Source organism: Barnesiella intestinihominis YIT 11860 (genome assembly GCF_000296465.1).
Lineage (GTDB): Bacteria > Bacteroidota > Bacteroidia > Bacteroidales > Barnesiellaceae > Barnesiella > Barnesiella intestinihominis.
Genome location: NZ_JH815204.1, coordinates 299,846 through 318,348 on the forward strand (window position 1 = coordinate 299,846; position 18,503 = coordinate 318,348).

General features: G+C 40.2%; 10 protein-coding genes. 8 read left to right on the forward strand and 2 right to left on the reverse strand.

Annotation, left to right across the window (positions count from 1 at the left end):
• Positions 1-218 precede the first annotated feature (218 nt).
• From HMPREF9448_RS06055 to HMPREF9448_RS06085, 7 genes are all read left to right on the forward strand, one after another.
• Entirely contained in the window at positions 219-3,209 is a 2,991-nt protein-coding gene (locus tag HMPREF9448_RS06055) for an AsmA-like C-terminal region-containing protein (RefSeq protein ID WP_008861719.1), read from the forward strand.
• Positions 3,210-3,620: 411 nt separating this feature from the next.
• Positions 3,621-4,745 (forward strand): AAA family ATPase, encoded by a 1,125-nt coding sequence (locus tag HMPREF9448_RS06060; RefSeq protein ID WP_008861720.1) that lies wholly within the window; start codon positions 3,621-3,623, stop codon positions 4,743-4,745.
• 38 nt (positions 4,746-4,783) lie between these two features.
• The gene (locus HMPREF9448_RS06065) at positions 4,784-7,207 is read left to right on the forward strand and encodes a type I restriction-modification system subunit M (RefSeq protein WP_008861721.1); all 2,424 of its coding nucleotides are present in this window, start codon (positions 4,784-4,786) and stop codon (positions 7,205-7,207) included.
• A gap of 54 nt (positions 7,208-7,261) precedes the next feature.
• The gene (locus HMPREF9448_RS14165) at positions 7,262-9,169 is read left to right on the forward strand and encodes a restriction endonuclease subunit S (protein ID WP_008861722.1); all 1,908 of its coding nucleotides are present in this window, start codon (positions 7,262-7,264) and stop codon (positions 9,167-9,169) included.
• Positions 9,170-9,244: 75 nt separating this feature from the next.
• Positions 9,245-12,379, forward strand: coding sequence for a type I restriction endonuclease subunit R (locus tag HMPREF9448_RS06075; RefSeq protein WP_008861723.1), 3,135 nt, complete (start codon positions 9,245-9,247; stop codon positions 12,377-12,379).
• On the forward strand, positions 12,379-13,074 hold the full coding sequence (locus tag HMPREF9448_RS06080; protein WP_008861724.1) for a M48 family metallopeptidase: 696 nt from the start codon (positions 12,379-12,381) through the stop codon (positions 13,072-13,074). The genes HMPREF9448_RS06075 and HMPREF9448_RS06080 overlap by 1 nt, the downstream gene beginning before the upstream one ends.
• A gap of 11 nt (positions 13,075-13,085) precedes the next feature.
• Positions 13,086-13,913: a GIY-YIG nuclease family protein gene (locus tag HMPREF9448_RS06085; protein WP_008861725.1), complete on the forward strand. Its 828-nt coding sequence runs from the start codon at positions 13,086-13,088 to the stop codon at positions 13,911-13,913.
• 632 nt (positions 13,914-14,545) lie between these two features.
• Here the strand turns inward: HMPREF9448_RS06085 and HMPREF9448_RS15035 are convergent.
• Positions 14,546-15,016 (reverse strand): IS256 family transposase, variant Zn-binding type, encoded by a 471-nt coding sequence (locus HMPREF9448_RS15035; protein WP_418217015.1) that lies wholly within the window; start codon positions 15,014-15,016, stop codon positions 14,546-14,548.
• 556 nt (positions 15,017-15,572) lie between these two features.
• On the opposite strand from HMPREF9448_RS15035, the gene HMPREF9448_RS06100 reads away from it, so the two are divergent.
• Positions 15,573-16,625 (forward strand): hypothetical protein, encoded by a 1,053-nt coding sequence (locus HMPREF9448_RS06100; protein WP_008861729.1) that lies wholly within the window; start codon positions 15,573-15,575, stop codon positions 16,623-16,625.
• 588 nt (positions 16,626-17,213) lie between these two features.
• On the opposite strand, the gene HMPREF9448_RS06105 is transcribed toward HMPREF9448_RS06100, so the two are convergent.
• Positions 17,214-18,500, reverse strand: a complete 1,287-nt coding sequence (locus HMPREF9448_RS06105; protein WP_008861730.1) for an SIR2 family protein — start codon at positions 18,498-18,500, stop codon at positions 17,214-17,216.
• Positions 18,501-18,503: the final 3 nt, after the last annotated feature.

An 18,503-nucleotide genomic window follows, 5' to 3' on the forward strand; every position in this document is an offset into this window, starting at 1 on the left:
ACTTCTCTTACAAAGATAGGCGAAACGGATTTCAGAAGCAAGTATTCTTTGTTAAACAGTGTCACTACGAATCAAATAGCAATCTACCGGTGTACTCTATGGCAACTATCAGCTATGTAAAAAGAGTATGATATCAATTAAAAAATATTTACTTCATACAAATACAAACAGCTTTCACAACTTTCTTGTTATTTTTGTATGACTAAAAGAGTGTTAATATGAAAAACCGAACAAAAAAATTGTTTAAGATTACGGGTATTACACTGGGAGCGTTGATAGTCTTTCTCTCGGCAGTAATCGCTTTCTCCATAAATTTTATATTTACGCCTGAAAAATTGACCCCCATCGTATTAAACGTAGCCAATCAAAACATAAATGCCAAGCTCGATATGAATAGCGTAGAGCTGACCTTTTTTTCAACTTTTCCCCGTTTTGGAATAAAATTGGAAAATGGCACATTGGTATCAAAGGCTATCCGTGATTCTTTATGGCAACGTACCGACACATTAGCCTCTTTTCGAAAAGCCATTGCCGTAATCAATCTCGTCGATTATTTGCAACAAAAAAAGATCAGTATCAACCGATTATCATTGGATAGTACAAACATATACGCCTTTAAAGGAAAAGATGGAATCGCCAACTGGAATATATTGATCGCCGACACGACAAATACACCCGATACAACAACCGCTACTTCGCCAGTTATTAACGAAATAGACATCAAGCACGTTTCGCTACATCATACCACGGTCACTTTCGACGATCGGGAAACGAATGTCTTCGCCAATCTATGGGATGCAAATCTTAAATTAAAAGCAAATTTAAAGAAAGAACAGTCTACGTTAACGTTGGATTTCAACAACAAAAACATTCTGTTCTGGCAAAATGGTGAATTACTGGCTCATCGTATCGCCACCCACCTACAAACCGCCATCGAGCTAAATCGTTCGAAACGGGCTCTTTCCTTGCACGATGCTATGATGGAGATTAACGGCATAAAATTAGACATACACGGTTCTATCTGTAAAGACACGACCGCACAAGCGTTAGATATCGATCTGCAATACGGGCTACATGCTCCTTCGTTGGAAACAGTCCTTCACATGATTCCCGAAAGTATTCTCAAAAAAGAAAAAGTTTCGGCCAAAGGCGACGTTACAGTTAATGGCAATCTAAAAGGTCTATATGGAAAAGGGAAAATGCCATTAGCTACATTAAAAATAGAAATAAACGATGCATCCGCCCAATATGCCCAATTGCCCTATGGAATAGATGAACTTAAAGCCAACTTTTTCGGACAGATAGACTTAATGCGACAATCGCCATCTTATCTCGATCTTAAAATATTTCACTTCAAAGGAGCTCACACCGATATCTTGGCCGACGCCAAAGTAAATGATCTATTAGGCGATCCCGACATCTCGTTTCATACCCAATCTACGATAGACCTAACTGCATTGGCACAAACATTTCCTTTACAAGATGGTGTGAGTATCGAAGGGAAATTAGATGCCGACATGAACGTGCGTTGTCGTTTGTCATCTATCAAAAAGAAAGACATAGGACGAATTCGGGCCAAAGGAAAAATAAATATGAGCAAATTGGCTTTACGAGACAAAAATAAGAAATTCGAATTCACGAGCGATGCTTCACTGTCTTTCGTGGGAAACGATGTATTAGGAGCCCATATCGAAATAGGAAATATGGCTTTTCACTCAACGCGATTAAACTCATCGATAAACAATCTATCGGCTTTAATAAAAACGACCAACCCACAAGATACTACACGAATCGCTCTTGTAGAGTGTAAACTAAATGCAAACAAACTAAAAGCATCCCTACCGGATACATCAAATTTATTTTGCGGAAAAACTGCCGCAACCATAAAATTACAACCGACAGAAAACAATCCTACCCGACCCGAAATAGGATTCGCATTAGAAGCCGACACCTTGTTCTGCCGTCTCGGAGATACTAAATTGGGCATGGACAAAGCCGGGATTACAATAACGGCACAACAATTAAAAGACTCTTTGTGGATTCCAAAAGGCATAGTAGGTTTTAATCGGCTTTTTGTACGTACCCCACAATCGGCTTTACCTATTCGAATGCAAAAGACTGCAATTTCAGTCGGTAATCGAGCTATTACTTTACATAACGCGACCATGAAAATAGGAAGATCCGATTTAACGGCGACCGGTGCGATTCACGATTTATATGGCGCTATGCGTCACAATAAAAAACTACGGGCCACATTAACACTTTCCTCTAAGAATCTAAATTGTAACCAGTTAATTCGGTCTATCTCTTTTCCAAAAGACACTGCTCAAATCGAAACTGAATCCGACACTACGTCGACAGCCCTAAAACTATTCGTTATTCCTCGAAATATCGATTTTGAATTACAAACCAATTTGAATCGGGTTCGTTACGGGAAAATGGTTTTCAAAAACGTACACGGTGCAATAGATATACGCAATCAAGCCATTCACCTCAAAGAGCTCAGTATGGAAGGAATGGATGCGACTATGCGCACGACGCTGATCTATCAAGCCCGACAACCAGAGCAAGGATATGCCGGATTCGATTTCAAACTTCATAATATCAATATAGGGAAACTTGTCGATTTTATTCCTTCGTTAGATACTATTGTCCCCATGCTACGGTCATTTCAAGGAACTGTCGATTTCAATGTATCGGCCGAGTCGGGCTTAGACTCATGCCTCAATATAAAAATACCCTCATTACGATCAGCTATCCATGTTGAAGGCGATAGCCTCGTCCTTCTCGACGGTGAAACTTTTGCCGAAATATCGAAAAAATTTTTCTTCAAGAACAAAGAGAGAAATTTGATCGACAGTATCTCTGTCAACATCAGTGTCGAAGACGGTAATGTAACTGTCTACCCGTTTGTAATAGAAATGGATCGCTACCGGGCTGCCGTAGGAGGGAACCAAGACTTGGATATGAATTTCAATTATCACATATCCATACTCAAATCGCCCATACCCTTCAAACTGGGACTGAATATTTCGGGAAATTTAGATAAAATGAAGTTCGGTATGGGCAAAGCCAAATACAAAAACGCTGTCACACCGGTAGAAATACACAAAGTCGACAGTACTATTGTAAATATGGGAGAACAAATTGTTCGGGATTTCAAGAAAGTCATGCGACGACAATTGCCACAAACACAAACCACCAACTAATAAGTATCATGTTCGATAAACCCATATGTCATATAAAATCGCCCTATCTTCTTCCCGAGATTACACAGAAATACTTAATGTATGGAAAAACTCTGCAAGAAGTTCCCTTTACTTTTTAAGTGAAAAAGATGTACTTTATGTTCCCTCCTACTTTCGATGCATTTAATTGGCATATATGAATGCGGGAATAAGGTAAAGGCAATTTTGTTGTCTGACAGAATACATATTGTTTGGCAGGTATGTGCCAATTCATATTGAGAAAAAATAGGGTGCTCATTGACTAATTCACTCAAGACTGCATACAACTTATGTAGATGTGCACTGCAAATTTTAAACGGATTATTTTATCATCTTATGCTTTATTGCGATATTTGCGTTACGATAAATCTGTAACGGAATGATTGAAATAGTATGAAGCCTAATAATCCTTTTCTTATTTCGGGATATTACAGCCCAGAACTCTTTTGCGACAGGGAGCAGGAGACCAGAGCTATTCTCGAAGCTCTCCACAATGGACGCAACGTGACATTGATAGCACCCCGTCGTATGGGAAAGACCGGGCTGATCCGTCATGCCTTTTACCGTTTGAAAGAGCAGCAGCCAGATATCGATACTTTCTATTTGGATATCTATTCAACCCAATCATTAGGCGATTTTGTACGATTGTTTGCTAGTACAGTGTTGGGACAGCTGGACTCCGCCTCACAAAAGGCTTTGAGTCGTATAAGTAAGTTTGTCCGCAGTTGCCGCCCCGTGTTTACTTTTGACGAATTGACAGGTGTTCCTAAGGTGACGATAGATGTGGCTCCGGCCGAGGAAGAAAACACTTTGAAAGAGATATTCGAGTATCTGGGCTCGTCAGAGAAACGATGCTATGTTGCCATAGACGAGTTCCAGCAGATTGTTGAATATCCGGAGAAAGGTGTTGAAGCATTGTTGCGCTCCTATATCCAGTTCCTGCCCAATGTAAACTTTATCTTTGCCGGCAGCAAACAACATCAGATACAGGAGATGTTCACTTCGTCGAGAAGGCCGTTCTATCAAAGTACGCAACCGCTTACAATCGGTCCGATACAACGGGACGAATATGCAAGTTTTGCAACAGGGCATTTTGCCGAGCACAATGTGAAATTGCATCAAGAAGTTTTCAATTCAATATATGAAAAGTACGAGGGTCATACCTGGTATGTGCAGTGTCTCCTTAACCGCCTGTACGGGTACGATCGGAATGTGGATATGGAACTGGTTTCATACGCCACAGAGCAGATTTTATCCGAGTATAGTTACATGTATGCAGACTTGCTGAAAACATATTCTTTCGGTCAGGTGCGCCTGTTGAAAGCTATTGCCCGCGAGGGGTGTGTCAAAGAGGTTTTGGCTGGAGATTTTATCAGTGCCCACAAACTCCGGGCGGCGAGCAGTGTCAGTGCTTCATTAAAGAAACTGCTCGACAACGAATTGATCTACCAGACACCTTGCGGGTATATCATTTACGATCGTTTTATGAGCGAGTGGTTGCGGAAACAACCATTCTAAAATAGCGGAAATATTCAATAGAACTTAGAAAAATCATTATGGCGGTAAAAAAGTCAGAACTATATAGTACATTGTGGAAATGCTGTGACGAACTTCGCGGCGGTATGGATGCAAGTCAATACAAGGATTATGTGTTGGTCATTCTTTTCGTTAAATATATCAGCGATAAAAAGCGTAATGACGAAGGCTTCGATATAGATATACCTAAAGGTTGTTACTTTGAGGATTTTGTCGCTCTCAAAGGTAACCCGAATATTGGGGAGGAGATGAATAAAAAGATGGCTGCTCTTGCCGAGGAAAATCAACTTGGTGGCGTTTTTGTAGCCGATTTTGAAGATGACACCAAGCTGGGCAAAGGAAAGGATAAAGTTGAAACTCTAAGTAAACTTATTGCCGTTTTCCAGAATGAGAACCTCGATTTTAGCAAAAATAGAGCGGCAGATGACGATCTTATAGGTGATGCTTATGAGTATCTGATGAAGAATTTTGCCACAGAGAGCGGTAAGAGTAAAGGCCAGTTTTATACTCCGGCCGAGGTCAGTCGTGTGATGGCCGAGGTTATCGGGTTAGGAAATGCCAAAAATGGGAGAAAGACGACTATCTATGACCCTACTTGCGGCTCGGGTTCCCTGCTTCTTCGTGCTATGTGTGAAACTCCCGGTGGGGCAACTCTCTATGGTCAGGAAAAAGATAATGCTACTGTCGGTTTGGCAAAAATGAATATGATTCTTCATAATGAAATCTATGCCGATATCAGACAAGGCGATACGATTAATGATCCTCAATTTAAGGAAAGCGACCAGTTAAAGACCTTCGACTATATTGTCGCAAATCCACCTTTTTCAACAAAGTCGTGGTTGAAGAGTGCAAAGTTCGAAGATGAATACCATCGTTGGGGCGAAGGCATTAAAATAGGTGTTCCGCCGGAAAAGAATGGCGATTATGCTTTCCTCCTCCATATCGTACGCTCTCTGAAACAGACCGGCTGTGCCGCCTGCATTTTGCCTCATGGCGTCCTTTTTAGAGGCAATGCCGAGGCTCAGATTCGTAAATATCTCGTTGCCGAAAAACGGTATATCAAGGGCATCATAGGACTCCCTGCCAACCTTTTTTATGGTACAGGTATTCCGGCTTGTATCATCATTATAGAAAAGTCGGAAGCAGCAGGGCGTAAGGGAGTGTTTATGATCGATGCCAAAGGTGGATATATCAAAGATGGAGCTAAGAATCGTCTGCGAGAGCAGGATATTCGGCGCATTGTCGATGTGTGGCAAGCACAACGCGATGTGCCTCATTATGCGCGCTTTGTGCCTATGGAGGAGATTGAACGTAACGATTACAATCTCAACATTCCTCGCTATATATCTGCTCCTGATACGGAGATTCTGCAAGATATCGATGCACACCTTCATGGAGGTTTGCCCAAACACGATATAGACCAACTCGATACCTATTGGGAGGTATGTCCGTCGCTTTGTGATGACCTCTTTTGCGACCATCTTACGCGCAAAGGTTACTATTCTTTGAAGTGTAACCCGGAGGCAGTGCGTGATGCTGTTACCGGGAATGTAGATTTCCGTAATCAGAAAGAGGTGTTCCAGAAGAGTTTTGCCGAGTGGTGCGATTCTCACCGGGCTCAACTTTACGCTCTCGTCCCGGGTTTTGCTCCCAAGAAACTTATCGAGCAGCTGGGTAACTCGTTGTTGGCTGTCTTTGAGGTAGATAAGTCGCTTGTCGAGGCGTATGATGTTTATGACAGTTTGATGAACTACTGGGGTGAAACGATGCAAGATGATTGCTATATGATTTCGTCCGGAGGCTGGACAGTGCAACTGTACACGCCACAACCAGCTTCCAAGAAGAAAGAGAAAAAGGCTGCTACGCCCGAAGATGTCGTTTGCGACCTGCTGCCTGTGCCAATCGTTATCGACGAGTATTTTGCAGAGAAGCGCGATGTTATTGCTGCGGCCGAGGAGTTGCTGGTACAAAATGAGACACAGCTTGCGGAATTGGTCGAGGAGCAGGCGGAGAATTACCTCGATGAGGACAACTTCCCCGATGGTAAGGTGACCGATGCCAATATCAAGAAACGAATGAAGGCGCTCGATAAGAAAACCGATGCCGACGAAATTGCCGTACTACAAAAGTATCTCGACCTCAAAGGTGATATATCACTCAATAAGAAACTGATCAAGGAGTGCAAGTACGATCTGCTTACCGCTCTTGTAGTCAAGTATGCCGATTTGTCCGAGGCGGATATCAAGCGCTTGGTTATCGAGCGGAAGTGGTTCGCATCGCTTGCCTTGCGCCTTGATGGCGAGATGCAGCATATCAGTCAGCAGCTCACTTCTAAGGTTTCGGCTCTTGCGGAGCGTTATGCACAGACGCTCCCCGAGATTGATGCCGAGATAGCCGATTTAGAAGCAAAAGTTGCTGCACATTTGAAACAGATGGGATATTGATCTGAAAAGTTGAGGTTGTAAGTGGGCAGATTGATAATTATTAAAGTGTAAGTGATGGATATACCACAAGGATATAAACAAACCGAGTTAGGAATAATACCCGAAGATTGGGAGATTGTAAATCTTGGTAGTGTCGCAAAGATTAATGGCCGTATTGGTTTTCGAGGGTATACTACGGCAGACCTTGTTGGTGTCGGCCAAGGTGCATATACCATAGGTGGTAAGCATATTACAAATATGGTTTTAGATTTGCATGATGCAGAGTACATATCGTGGCAGAAATATTATGAATCCCCTGAGATTATGGTTAGAAAAGGGGATATTGTATTCGCGCAACGGGGGACTCTGGGCAAAAGTGCTTTTATTGTAAACGATATTGGTCCAGCAACTATTAATCCGAGTCTTGTTCTAATTAATAAAATTAAATGTGATAATGAGTATTTGTCTTATTGGTTACAATGTGACAAAATAGTTGAATACATTTGTTCTATTAATAGTCAGACCTCCATTCCAATGATTACGCAAAATCAAATTGAGCATATCCCTGTGGTTTTGTCTAGAATCAAGGCAGAACAGCAGGCTATTGCTGAAGCGCTGGGTGATATAGATGGATTGATTGCAACATTGGATAAGAAAATCGCCAAGAAACGCCTGATTAAGCAAGGGGCAATGTCACAACTCCTAACCGGCAAAAAACGCCTCCCCGGCTTTTCCGACCCATGGGTGGAAAAGAAATTAGGGGAGATTGGATATACATACTCTGGATTAACAGGAAAAAGCAAAGATGATTTTGGGCAAGGGAATGCAAAATATATTACATTCTTAAATGTATTGGCAAATCCGATACTAAAGGAAAATTTATTTGGGTCTATTACGATTCGGGAGAATGAACAGCAGAATAAAGTTCAATTTGGGGATCTATTTTTTAATACTTCGTCAGAGACCCCTGAAGATGTAGGCACTTGTGCAGTATTGCTTTCTTATCATGAAGAGCTATATTTAAATAGTTTCTGTTTTGGGTACAGATTGACCGATGATAATGTTCTTGGATTATATTTAGCTTACTATTTTCGGAGTAGATTAGGCCGCCAGTTAATGACTTCTTTGGCACAAGGAGCAACTCGATATAATCTATCAAAAGAGCTATTTAACGCTTCCCGGATTATATTACCAGAAACAAAAGATGAGCAAATAGCGATTGCTACGATGCTGAACGATATGGATAAAGAGATAGACGACCTTGAAGCCCAGCGAGATAAGTACCGCCTCTTAAAATCGGGCATGATGCAAAAGCTATTAACGGGACAAATTCGTTTGACAAAACCACTGACAAATGTTGTCCCCTTGGTTCCAGGGGACTCCGCAGTAAGAGAAATTCCCGTGGATGCCCATATTTGGGCTGGACATATTGTTAATAGGTTGTGGCAATCAAAAGGATGGGGGCGTACGAAGTTACAAAAGTCGTTACATCTTGTTGGCTGTTATGCACAATTAGATTTAGGTGAGGAGTATATACGCAATACTGCAGGCCCTGACGATCAACGACTGATGAACTATATTGACCGAAAATTCAAACAGTATCGTCATGTTAATATAGAAAAAGAGAGATTGTTAGATGGGAAAATACATTATACCTATACCCCTACATCTCGTATACAAGAGGTGGAGATGGCATACGAGCGATATCCGCAGGATATTCGCGAGCGCGTAGACAATTTGCTTGACAAATTAAATTTGATGAATTTAGCCGAGGCAGAGATTTTGTCAACCCTTTATGCGGTATGGAATAACCGAATAATTAAGGGAGAGCGGATAACAGATGATTTGCTGGTCTCTGACTTTTATGCGTGGAGTGAACACAAAGCAGACTTTGAAGAAAGGAAAGTAAGGCGAATGTTGGATTATATGTGTAAAGAAAATATAGTCCCAATCGGTTGGGGTAAATATATTGATGAGAAATAAACTGATATGAGTGGTTATTTCTTGAAAATAGATGGGATATGCTTTTAAGAAAATGAGGTAGAACGAAATAATATTATGGACACAAATATCGGGGCAAAGGAGCGTGTAACGCAAAACAGGTTGATAGGGCTCTTTAAGAATGTCTTAAAGTACACCTGTCTCGGGAATTGGGAGACTCGTGAAGGTAACGTCAATATCGAAGAAAAGTTGCTCACGGCATATCTCTCGCGGTGTGGCTATACCGACAAGGAGATACGGGGTGCCATCGCTAAACTCAAGCAAGCGGCAAACTCTCTTGGTGGGGGATTATATAACGCCAACAAGGAGGTGTATACCTTGTTGCGCTACGGTGTGAATGTCCAGGCCGAGGTGACCGAAAAGAAAAAGATGGTGCACCTTATCGACTGGGCGAACCCGATGGAGAATGATCTCCAGATAGCCGAGGAAGTAACCATTCAAGGCGAAAGCGACCGCCGTCCCGATCTGGTCGTTTATGTCAATGGTATTGCTCTTGCCGTAATCGAGCTCAAGCGTAGTACGGTCTCTGCTCACGAGGGTATTCGCCAGAATATTCGTAACCAGCAGGACGGTTATATTCCTCGATTCTTCACGACCATACAGTTACTTTTTGCGGGTAACGATACTGAGGGATTGCACTATGGTGTAATCAAGACGCCCGAAAAATTCTGGTTGCGTTGGAAAGAACCGTGTGGCGAGCCGTGCCAGCCATCGCATTTTACAGTGGGTGAGTATCCCAATGAGTTGGATCGTAGTGTGTTGCAGTTTTTTGAGCCCGCAAGGTTATTGGAATATATCCATGATTTTATCATCTTCGATGGAGGTGTAAAAAAGGCGGCACGTCCTAATCAATATTTTGCCGTCAAGGCAGCTCAACCCAGAGTTCGCAAGAAGCAAAACGGTATTATATGGCATTCGCAGGGTTCGGGTAAATCGCTTACGATGATTTGGCTGGCCCGATGGATACGAGAAAACGTAAGTGATGCTCGTGTGGTGATTATTACAGACCGTGATGAGCTGGACAAACAAATAGAATCGGGCTTCAAAGATGCAGGGGAGCAGATTCAGCGAGCCAAGAGTGGTGGTAAGCTGATTGAGATGCTCAATGCTGCCGAACCTTGGTTGATTTGCACGTTGATTCACAAATTTGGCAATAAGAATGACGGCGATGCCATATCGGTAGGAAATAAGAAGGCAAGTAAGTCGCTCGACTTGTATCTTGAAGAGTTGGCAAAATCGCTCCCCGCTGATTTTCGAGCGAAGGGTAATATTTATGTCTTTATTGATGAATGTCATCGCACACAAGGAGGCATGCTTCACGAAGCCATGAAGCATATAATGGGTGACGATGTGATGCTGATAGGTTTCACGGGTACGCCTTTGCTCCATACGGATAAGAAAAAATCGATAGAGACCTTTGGTTCTTATATACATAGCTATAAGTTTAATGAGGCCGTAGAAGATGGGGTTATTCTTGACTTGCGTTATGAGGCCCGAAATGTAGAACAATACTTGGGCAAACGAGAGAAAATCGATGAGTGGTTTGACGCGAAGACTAGGGGCTTGAGTTCGGTTGCCCGGGCAGCTCTAAAAGAGCGTTGGGCAAAAATGGAGAAGCTGTTTAGCAGTAAGGAGCGTATCGACCGTATCGTCGCGGATATTTGCCAAGATATGAGTACCAAACGGGCTTTGGCAGGCGGCTATGGAAATGCCATGCTTGTGGCCGACAGTATTTATCAGGCGTGTCGTTACTGGGAGGTTTTTCAATCGACAGAGTTGAAAGGGCATTGCGCTGTGGTTACAAGTTACGATGCGAGTACTGCATCGGTAAAAGACGAGTATCAAGGTGATGGAGAGACCGAGGATCTCACAAAATATGAGATATACCAAAGAATGATCGGCGACAAAACTCCTGAACAGTTTGAAACTTGGGCGAAAAAGGTGTTTACGGACCATCCCGGAGATATGAAGTTGCTGATTGTCGTAGATAAGTTATTGACCGGATTTGATGCACCGTCGGCAACCTATCTCTACATCGATAAAAAAATGCGGGATCACAATCTTTTCCAAGCGGTCTGTCGTGTGAATCGAGTAGATAGTGAGGAAAAAGATTTCGGGTATATTATTGATTACCAAGATCTGTTTGGAGCGGTAAAGAGTGCAATCGAGGATTATACGAATGGGGCATTTGATGGTTACGATGCCGACGATGTTAAAGGCCTTCTTTTGACTCGTCTTGCCGAAGGTCGCAAGGCCTTGGAAGAGTCATTACAGGCAGTATATACGATGTGTGAGGTGATACATCCGCAAACGCGAGAAGGTTATTTTGCATATTTTGTCTATGCGGAGAATACTCCTGTTGAAAATCAGCAAAATGAATGTGAGGGGAATGCCAATAAACGCGAAACCTTCTATAAACTTGTGTCGCGTTTGGTGCGCCGTTATATTGACATAGCCAATGAGATGGAACAGGCTGGCTATACAGCAGAGGAGGCTGCCGATATCAAAAAGCAGGTTGACTATTTTAATGATATCAAAGATGAAATAAAATTAAAAAGTGGAGATGCGCTCGATTTGAAATATTATGATCCAGCAATGCGTCAGCTTATTGATAACTATGTACGAGCAGAAGATAGTGAGAAATTGGTGGATTTAGCCGATATCTCATTTCTTGACCTGATTGATACGGAGGGTGATAAGGCGATTGATGCGCTGCCAAAGAAAATCAAGCAGAATGAACGTTCTGTTGCAGAGATTTTGGCGGCAAATATGCGAAAGATGATTATCAGCGAGCGTCCGAACAATCCGGCCTACTTTGATAAAATGTCTGATTTGCTCAACCACCTGCTTCAAGAACAGAAAGATGGTAAGATCCAATATAAGGAATTGATAAAACAACTCATTGAGAAACTGAAAGAGGCTCGATTGACCATTAAGACAAAATACCCTGCAACCATTGATACAAAGGGGAAACAAGCTCTTTATGATAATCTTGGAGGAAATGAAGCTTTGGCACTCCGTATTCACGAAATTATCAAAGCAAATGCTCGCGATGGTTTTAGGGATATGGACAGTAGTGGTCTGAAAAAGATGAGAGCATTGCGAAGGGCTGTTGAAAGTGCATTGAAAGGAGTAGAACAAGATAAGCTCGATGATATAATGCAGCTGATCGTTGCACAAAAAGAATACTAATGACTATTATTAAAGTTTCTGATATATTTGTAGAAGTCGAGTGGAAGGAAATTAAGAATATACATCTTACAATATATCCACCTAATGCTCGTGTTCATGTGTCTGCACCTATTGGAATGACTGAGGAGGCTGTGCGATTATTCTTGATTACGAAAATGCCGTGGATAAATCAACGTATAACCCAGATTCTTGGTCAGAATCGCCAAACACCCCGTGAATACGTATCTGGGGAGAATCATTACTTTAAGGGGCAAAGATACCGTTTAAAGGTTTTGTATCATAATGCTCCTGCAAAAGTAGAGATTCAGGGGAATGAATATATTAAACTATATGTTCGAGACGGAGCATCTGCAGAGCGTCGAGCGGAGGTGCTACGAGAATGGTATCGATCTGAATTTAAATCGATACTTACTCCTCTAATTGCGAAATGGGAATATCTTTTAGGGGTAAAGGCAAATAAATGGGAAGTCAAGCAGATGAAAACATTGTGGGGAAGTTGTAATCACAGTACGAAAAATATTATTTTTAACCTTGAATTAATCAAGAAACCTGTTCGTTGCATTGAATATATTGTGGTACATGAATTATTACATATCAAAGTTAGATTACACAATGAAGAATATACAGCTTTACTAACTCAATATTTCCCGAATTGGAAACAGTTGAAAGAAGAATTAAATGAATTTGTTGTATAAATATTACCATTATGGGAAAAACAATAACTACATACCTCATTGACGGCGATCCAAAAGGAACGCAGTATGCATTCATCAGTAACAAGATTTGTCAGATGTTTGTAATTCCACGCTCGAACTTGGCCTATCTGAATGAGCAGGAGAAACTGCACAAGCCGGCGTTCTACATACTGATCGGAGAAGATGAGGTGACGAAACCGCAGGCCTATATCGGAGAGACCGAAAATTTTAAGGAACGGGTAAAAGACCATGACAGTAAAAAAGCATTCTGGCAGAAAGCGCTTGTCTTTGTTTCAAAAGACGAAGATATGACCAAAGCCGACGTGCAATATCTGGAATATCGCGCAATTGTAGTAGCCAAACAGTCGAACTCGTTTGTATTGAATGAGAACAAGCAGATTCCCAAAGCACCAAATCTTCCCGAACATCAGAGAGATGCCATGGATGAGTTTTTTGAGGATATCAGGTTCCTCGCATCATTCATTGGTTGTGACATCTTTGAAATATCCCAGCCAAAGGAAGAGCACCTGTTTTATACAAAAGCCCGAGGCTGTAATGCAAAAGGATTTTATAATTCTGCAGGATTTACTGTGTTAAAGGGTAGTATCATCGCCAATAATTGCGTTCCTTCTTTTACATGGAAAGCAAAGCGAGAAAAGATGGTCGAGGAGTATGCTACTTTGAATAACGGTGTTTGGATAATGGATTCTGACAAAACCTTCTCCAGCCCCAGTACAGCCGCCGATTTTTGTATAGGGCGGCCAGCCAATGGATGGAATGAGTGGAAAGATAAAGATGGTAATACACTGGATTTTATATACAGGAAACAATTAGAATAACGGATAATATCAATGTAGAGTGCAGTGATATGATTGGGTTTAATTTAGTGATTTCGATTTTACAAATAAGTTAAAAACGCTATGTCAATGAAATATTTATTGAATAGTAGTATACCATAATAATGAAAGGATACATTATAAATATACTTTTCCAGATGGCAAGGTATACATCGGGGCAAACAAGGCGTAATCCCGCAATACGACATCGCTAGTATATTAGTCCAGTAACAGGTCCTACAAATGGTTGATTTTGGAAAGCATATTTAACTTTTCATACTTGCAAATATGAGATTGTTTGCCGGATTTTCAATGGAGTTGTAGCTGAGATTATCCAGTTAAGGAAATCACGTTTGCCAGAGTCCATGATAGAATTTAGCATAATTATGAACCAATTTTTGTAAGAGAGTATGTGGTATTGCTCATTGGACATTCATAACTTGATTCTGATAGTGGAATTTGGCCATAGATATAGAAAATTAGGGAAAACAATATCAATAGCATACCAACAGGCAAATCATAAAACTGTCCAGCTCTCTGCCGAATAATTCCGAGTTTTTCTATGAATGATATCGTGTTCATGTAACGAGGTCCTTTCGCCTTGTTAGATGTGATTTGGGGTAATCCTGAAATGTTCACAGCCATTTTAAGTTTCTTTTTAAGCTGAGGTAAGCACTTCTAAGTCTTGGATATGTGTAGGTTGATTTCCCGGATTTTCTGTCAATAGTTCGTTCTTTTATGAAGTTACTCCATTGCTCGTGCCATTTTTCCAATATACGTATAAAGCCCTCTTTATCGGTATGTGTAATCATTTTGGAGATTGCAAGTAGTTCTTGTGTGGCTTTCATATCTGGTTTCTTTGTGAGATAATGTCTTATAATCATTATCTGATGAAACTGGCACATTTGTACCTTATACTGTCGGAGGGATTGAAACAAGCCGCATAGTCCATTACAGACAATATCGTGAATAATGAATCCATGGGAACGCAAGAACTCCACACCTTTGAGATAATCCGCAATGGTTTCTGTACGGACAAATTTGTGCCACAGTATTTTGTTACGAAAAGAATCCTTAATGACCATGAGGCCAAAATTGCGCCCCAATAGGTTGTATCCACATTAATGACCACTTCTTTATGACGGGAAATCACATGGACATGACACATAGATTTGAACCTACGCCAAATAGTACTTTTGTTAACATTATATTTAGAAGCAAACTGATCTAAGGTCTGGTTTCCCTCAATGTATTCGGACTTTAAGACTTCGTCATCGAGACGGAAACTTCCTACGAACTGACGACCGAAAGATTTACACTTATATAGCTGTTTGTTCCTTTTTTGACTATTTTTTCTTGGTCGCGGAAGAACCACACCAAAAGCAGTTTTTTTTATTCACAATACTTTAAATGCTGCAAAAGTACTTAAAGAAAAATGTAATTTTACAGACATGAACAACACTGCTATTATAGATAATAATCAAAATTTAAACGGAGAAAATACATGTAAGCTAATAGCTATCGTAATCTATCCGTTGATTGTTCCTCAAGATGCATAAAAATGTATTAAGGAAAAGTTTTGGTAAAGAATTTCTTTTCGTTCAGAAATAGAATAAGAATTAAAAGGGACTGAGAATAACATATTAGTATAGAAGTAAAGATATGAAACCAAATTCAATATTGTATTATCCTCATATTGAATTCCAAAATGAGGCATGGGTAAAATCAAGTTTATTACTTTGGGACCACGTTTATAGGATTGTTCCTGAAGGCTATTCTCCTAATGATAGTGATGAAATCAAAGCGTTGGTTGATGAAGACTTAGTTAGAGATATCAAGTTGGATGACAAGGATAGAGAGGACACATTTGAAGAATTCTTGAAACTTTGTGATAGGATAGAAAATCGTATGCCTGCAGGCCTTATTCCTTCGGATGAAGATAGAATTCATCCCGGAAAAATTGATAATAGGTTATATCCTTTTCTAGATTTGATAGGAGAACACTTTATTGATGAAGACAATTGGCTTCATTTATCAAAAGAGCTTGCAAGAGGATATATGTTTAAGTTATCACAAGTGGTTGCAAGAATACGTAATCTTAACAGAGGTACTGATGATTTGGATGCGTGGTCAATAAATCCTTACTTCAGTGAAAATGCGAATTTCGGTGATTTTCTTCAAGATCCCACGGCCAAAGGTTTTTTCTGTTCAGTTACATTAGAGGATATCGTACCTCAAAATATAGGGGAAGTAAGTGCACGTGAACTTGTTACATTCGTTAATAAAAGGAAGGATGAAAGAAAGTTGCTGAGAGAGAAATTTGATGATTTTACCAATCATCTTGCCAAGATTTCAAATATCCAACATGCAGGACAAGTAAATGAAGATTTCGTGAAGGAATTATTAGATTCGAAAGAACAATACAAGAAAAGCATGGATCGTTGGAGGGATATAAAATGTTTGCCCATTACAACGGGAGTTCCTGTTTCCCTTACGGCTTTGGGAACCTTTGCTGCTCTTATGGAAGAACCGTTTGGCATTGCTTCAATAGCAGGCAGTCTTACAATCGGGGCGATATGTTCATATGTTGATTTCTATAGAGCAAAAAAGAACAGAGACCCTTCTTATGCGTCATATTTAATCAGTGTAGATAAACTTTGTAAAAATGTGACATGGCAAAGTTATATACGACTAGAGGAGTTTATTAACGACTAAGTATTGCACAAAGAGTCAGATACAAAGCTCCTTTAAGGACAAGCGAATTAGAGTAAGCATTCGATAAACTACAGGCATTGAACCTTCATATACAACAATAGCGATTGTCATTAAGAACCTAATAGTTGTAGTCGCTATCGTTTTATTGAAACCTATATGTAAGTGTCAGTATTAGTTGCCGGATTCCGAGCTTTGTTTGGTCAATAGACTTCCCGAATGTTGCAACTTCCATTTGGGCGAGAGCTGACTCAAGGGTCCCTCATGGGTGTCTTTTTATGATAGGATATTGGGGTGTTATAATGTCATTTAGGTAATCCTTAGGGGCGACATTGTGTGACTTACAGATAACCAGCAGAGAACAGGCAAACGACATGCTGACCGTTGCTTCATGATTGCCGCAGAAGAGGAATTTTTTCTTCCGAGAGTGATAGACTGCCAAAAATTACAGATTGTAATATTATACTTAAAAAGGACCATATCAAGCTCAGCATTGAGTAATGATACGGTCCTTTCTTTAGTTTTTTGGATGCTATTGTTTCAAATTATAAGTTCAAAATAAATAAGTATTGATGTACCCTTATTCTATTTTTATGAGTTTAGGAAAGCAACAATCTCATTACTGCAAGTTGCTGCATGTTTGAATCCTTTTGGTAATACCATTAGGCATCCATTGTCACTGTATAAGGCACCTGTTTGAGAATTTTCGTTTTTATATAGTTGATGAATAACTCCGTCGAAATCACCACAATTGGTCATGTGACAAAGAAATTGTCCTTGATTTTGATTTAGCCAATATCCTCCATGTATTCTATCTCCTTTTTGAATATTCCAAAAATCAATAAGTACGATACGTTTTTGGTCGCCATGCAAGAAATTCATTCTTTCCAAGAGGTTATTACAATACAAATCTCCAAAGCTATATCCTGCAATTACCAGTTTGTGATTTCTGATAATACAATTGGTCATATTGGCATGATAAAAGTCAAATGGAACACAGTTTAGCTTGTCCGTTTTACGCAATCCTGTAACGATAGGAGAAGAATAGTATGTTTCTCCTGATTGGGTGCATGGCTGGCTTTGTCCTCGTCCTGTCATCAATCCTTTAACTGTTGCATAGTCAGGATATTTATATAAGTCATGGAATAGAAAAGTATAGATATCTTCATTAATATTTTTATATGATTGGAAGTAATAATTTATACATCCATGCATATGATTTATCGTAGATAAGCCATTAGGATTTTCAAACAGCCTTTTGGGATTGAATCGTAGAAATACATTTTGAATACCATCCGCTTCAAATCCATCCTCGTAAGTACCAATTGCCTTTTCTATCGTGGCGTCATAGTTTAACACAAAGAAGTCACTGTCTTTAGCAAACTGTTGATAAAATTTCCAATACCATTCATTAGTGTGATAATTTAAGAAATTAGAATCATATCCATTCACAATATCCATTATTCTAAGGATAAATTGGTCCATGACAGAACTAAGTGTATTAGTGTCAAAACTTATATTAGGTTGGACAAAAGGAGCGAAAACCGGATATAGATTTGGGTTTTTACTGTTTCTGCTCCATACCCAACTGTAAGCATCTAACATCTCTAATACGTGAAACAAATGTTCAAAATGAATATAAGGGGTAGGTGTTTCACCTACATATGGATTAGAACGGTCTGGTGGATAATTTTTCATTAGCCAGTTGTAGATATCATCTACAATAGTTATTGTATCACCTTGAGTAAGATAATCTGTGTAGACCCTACGAACATCATTTGTGATTTCTGTAGTTGAAGGTTTAATCACATCTTGTGGTAAAACCAAGTCAAGCGGTGTTCCTGCGCCTATCAAAAATGTTGTACGATTATTTTCCATAAT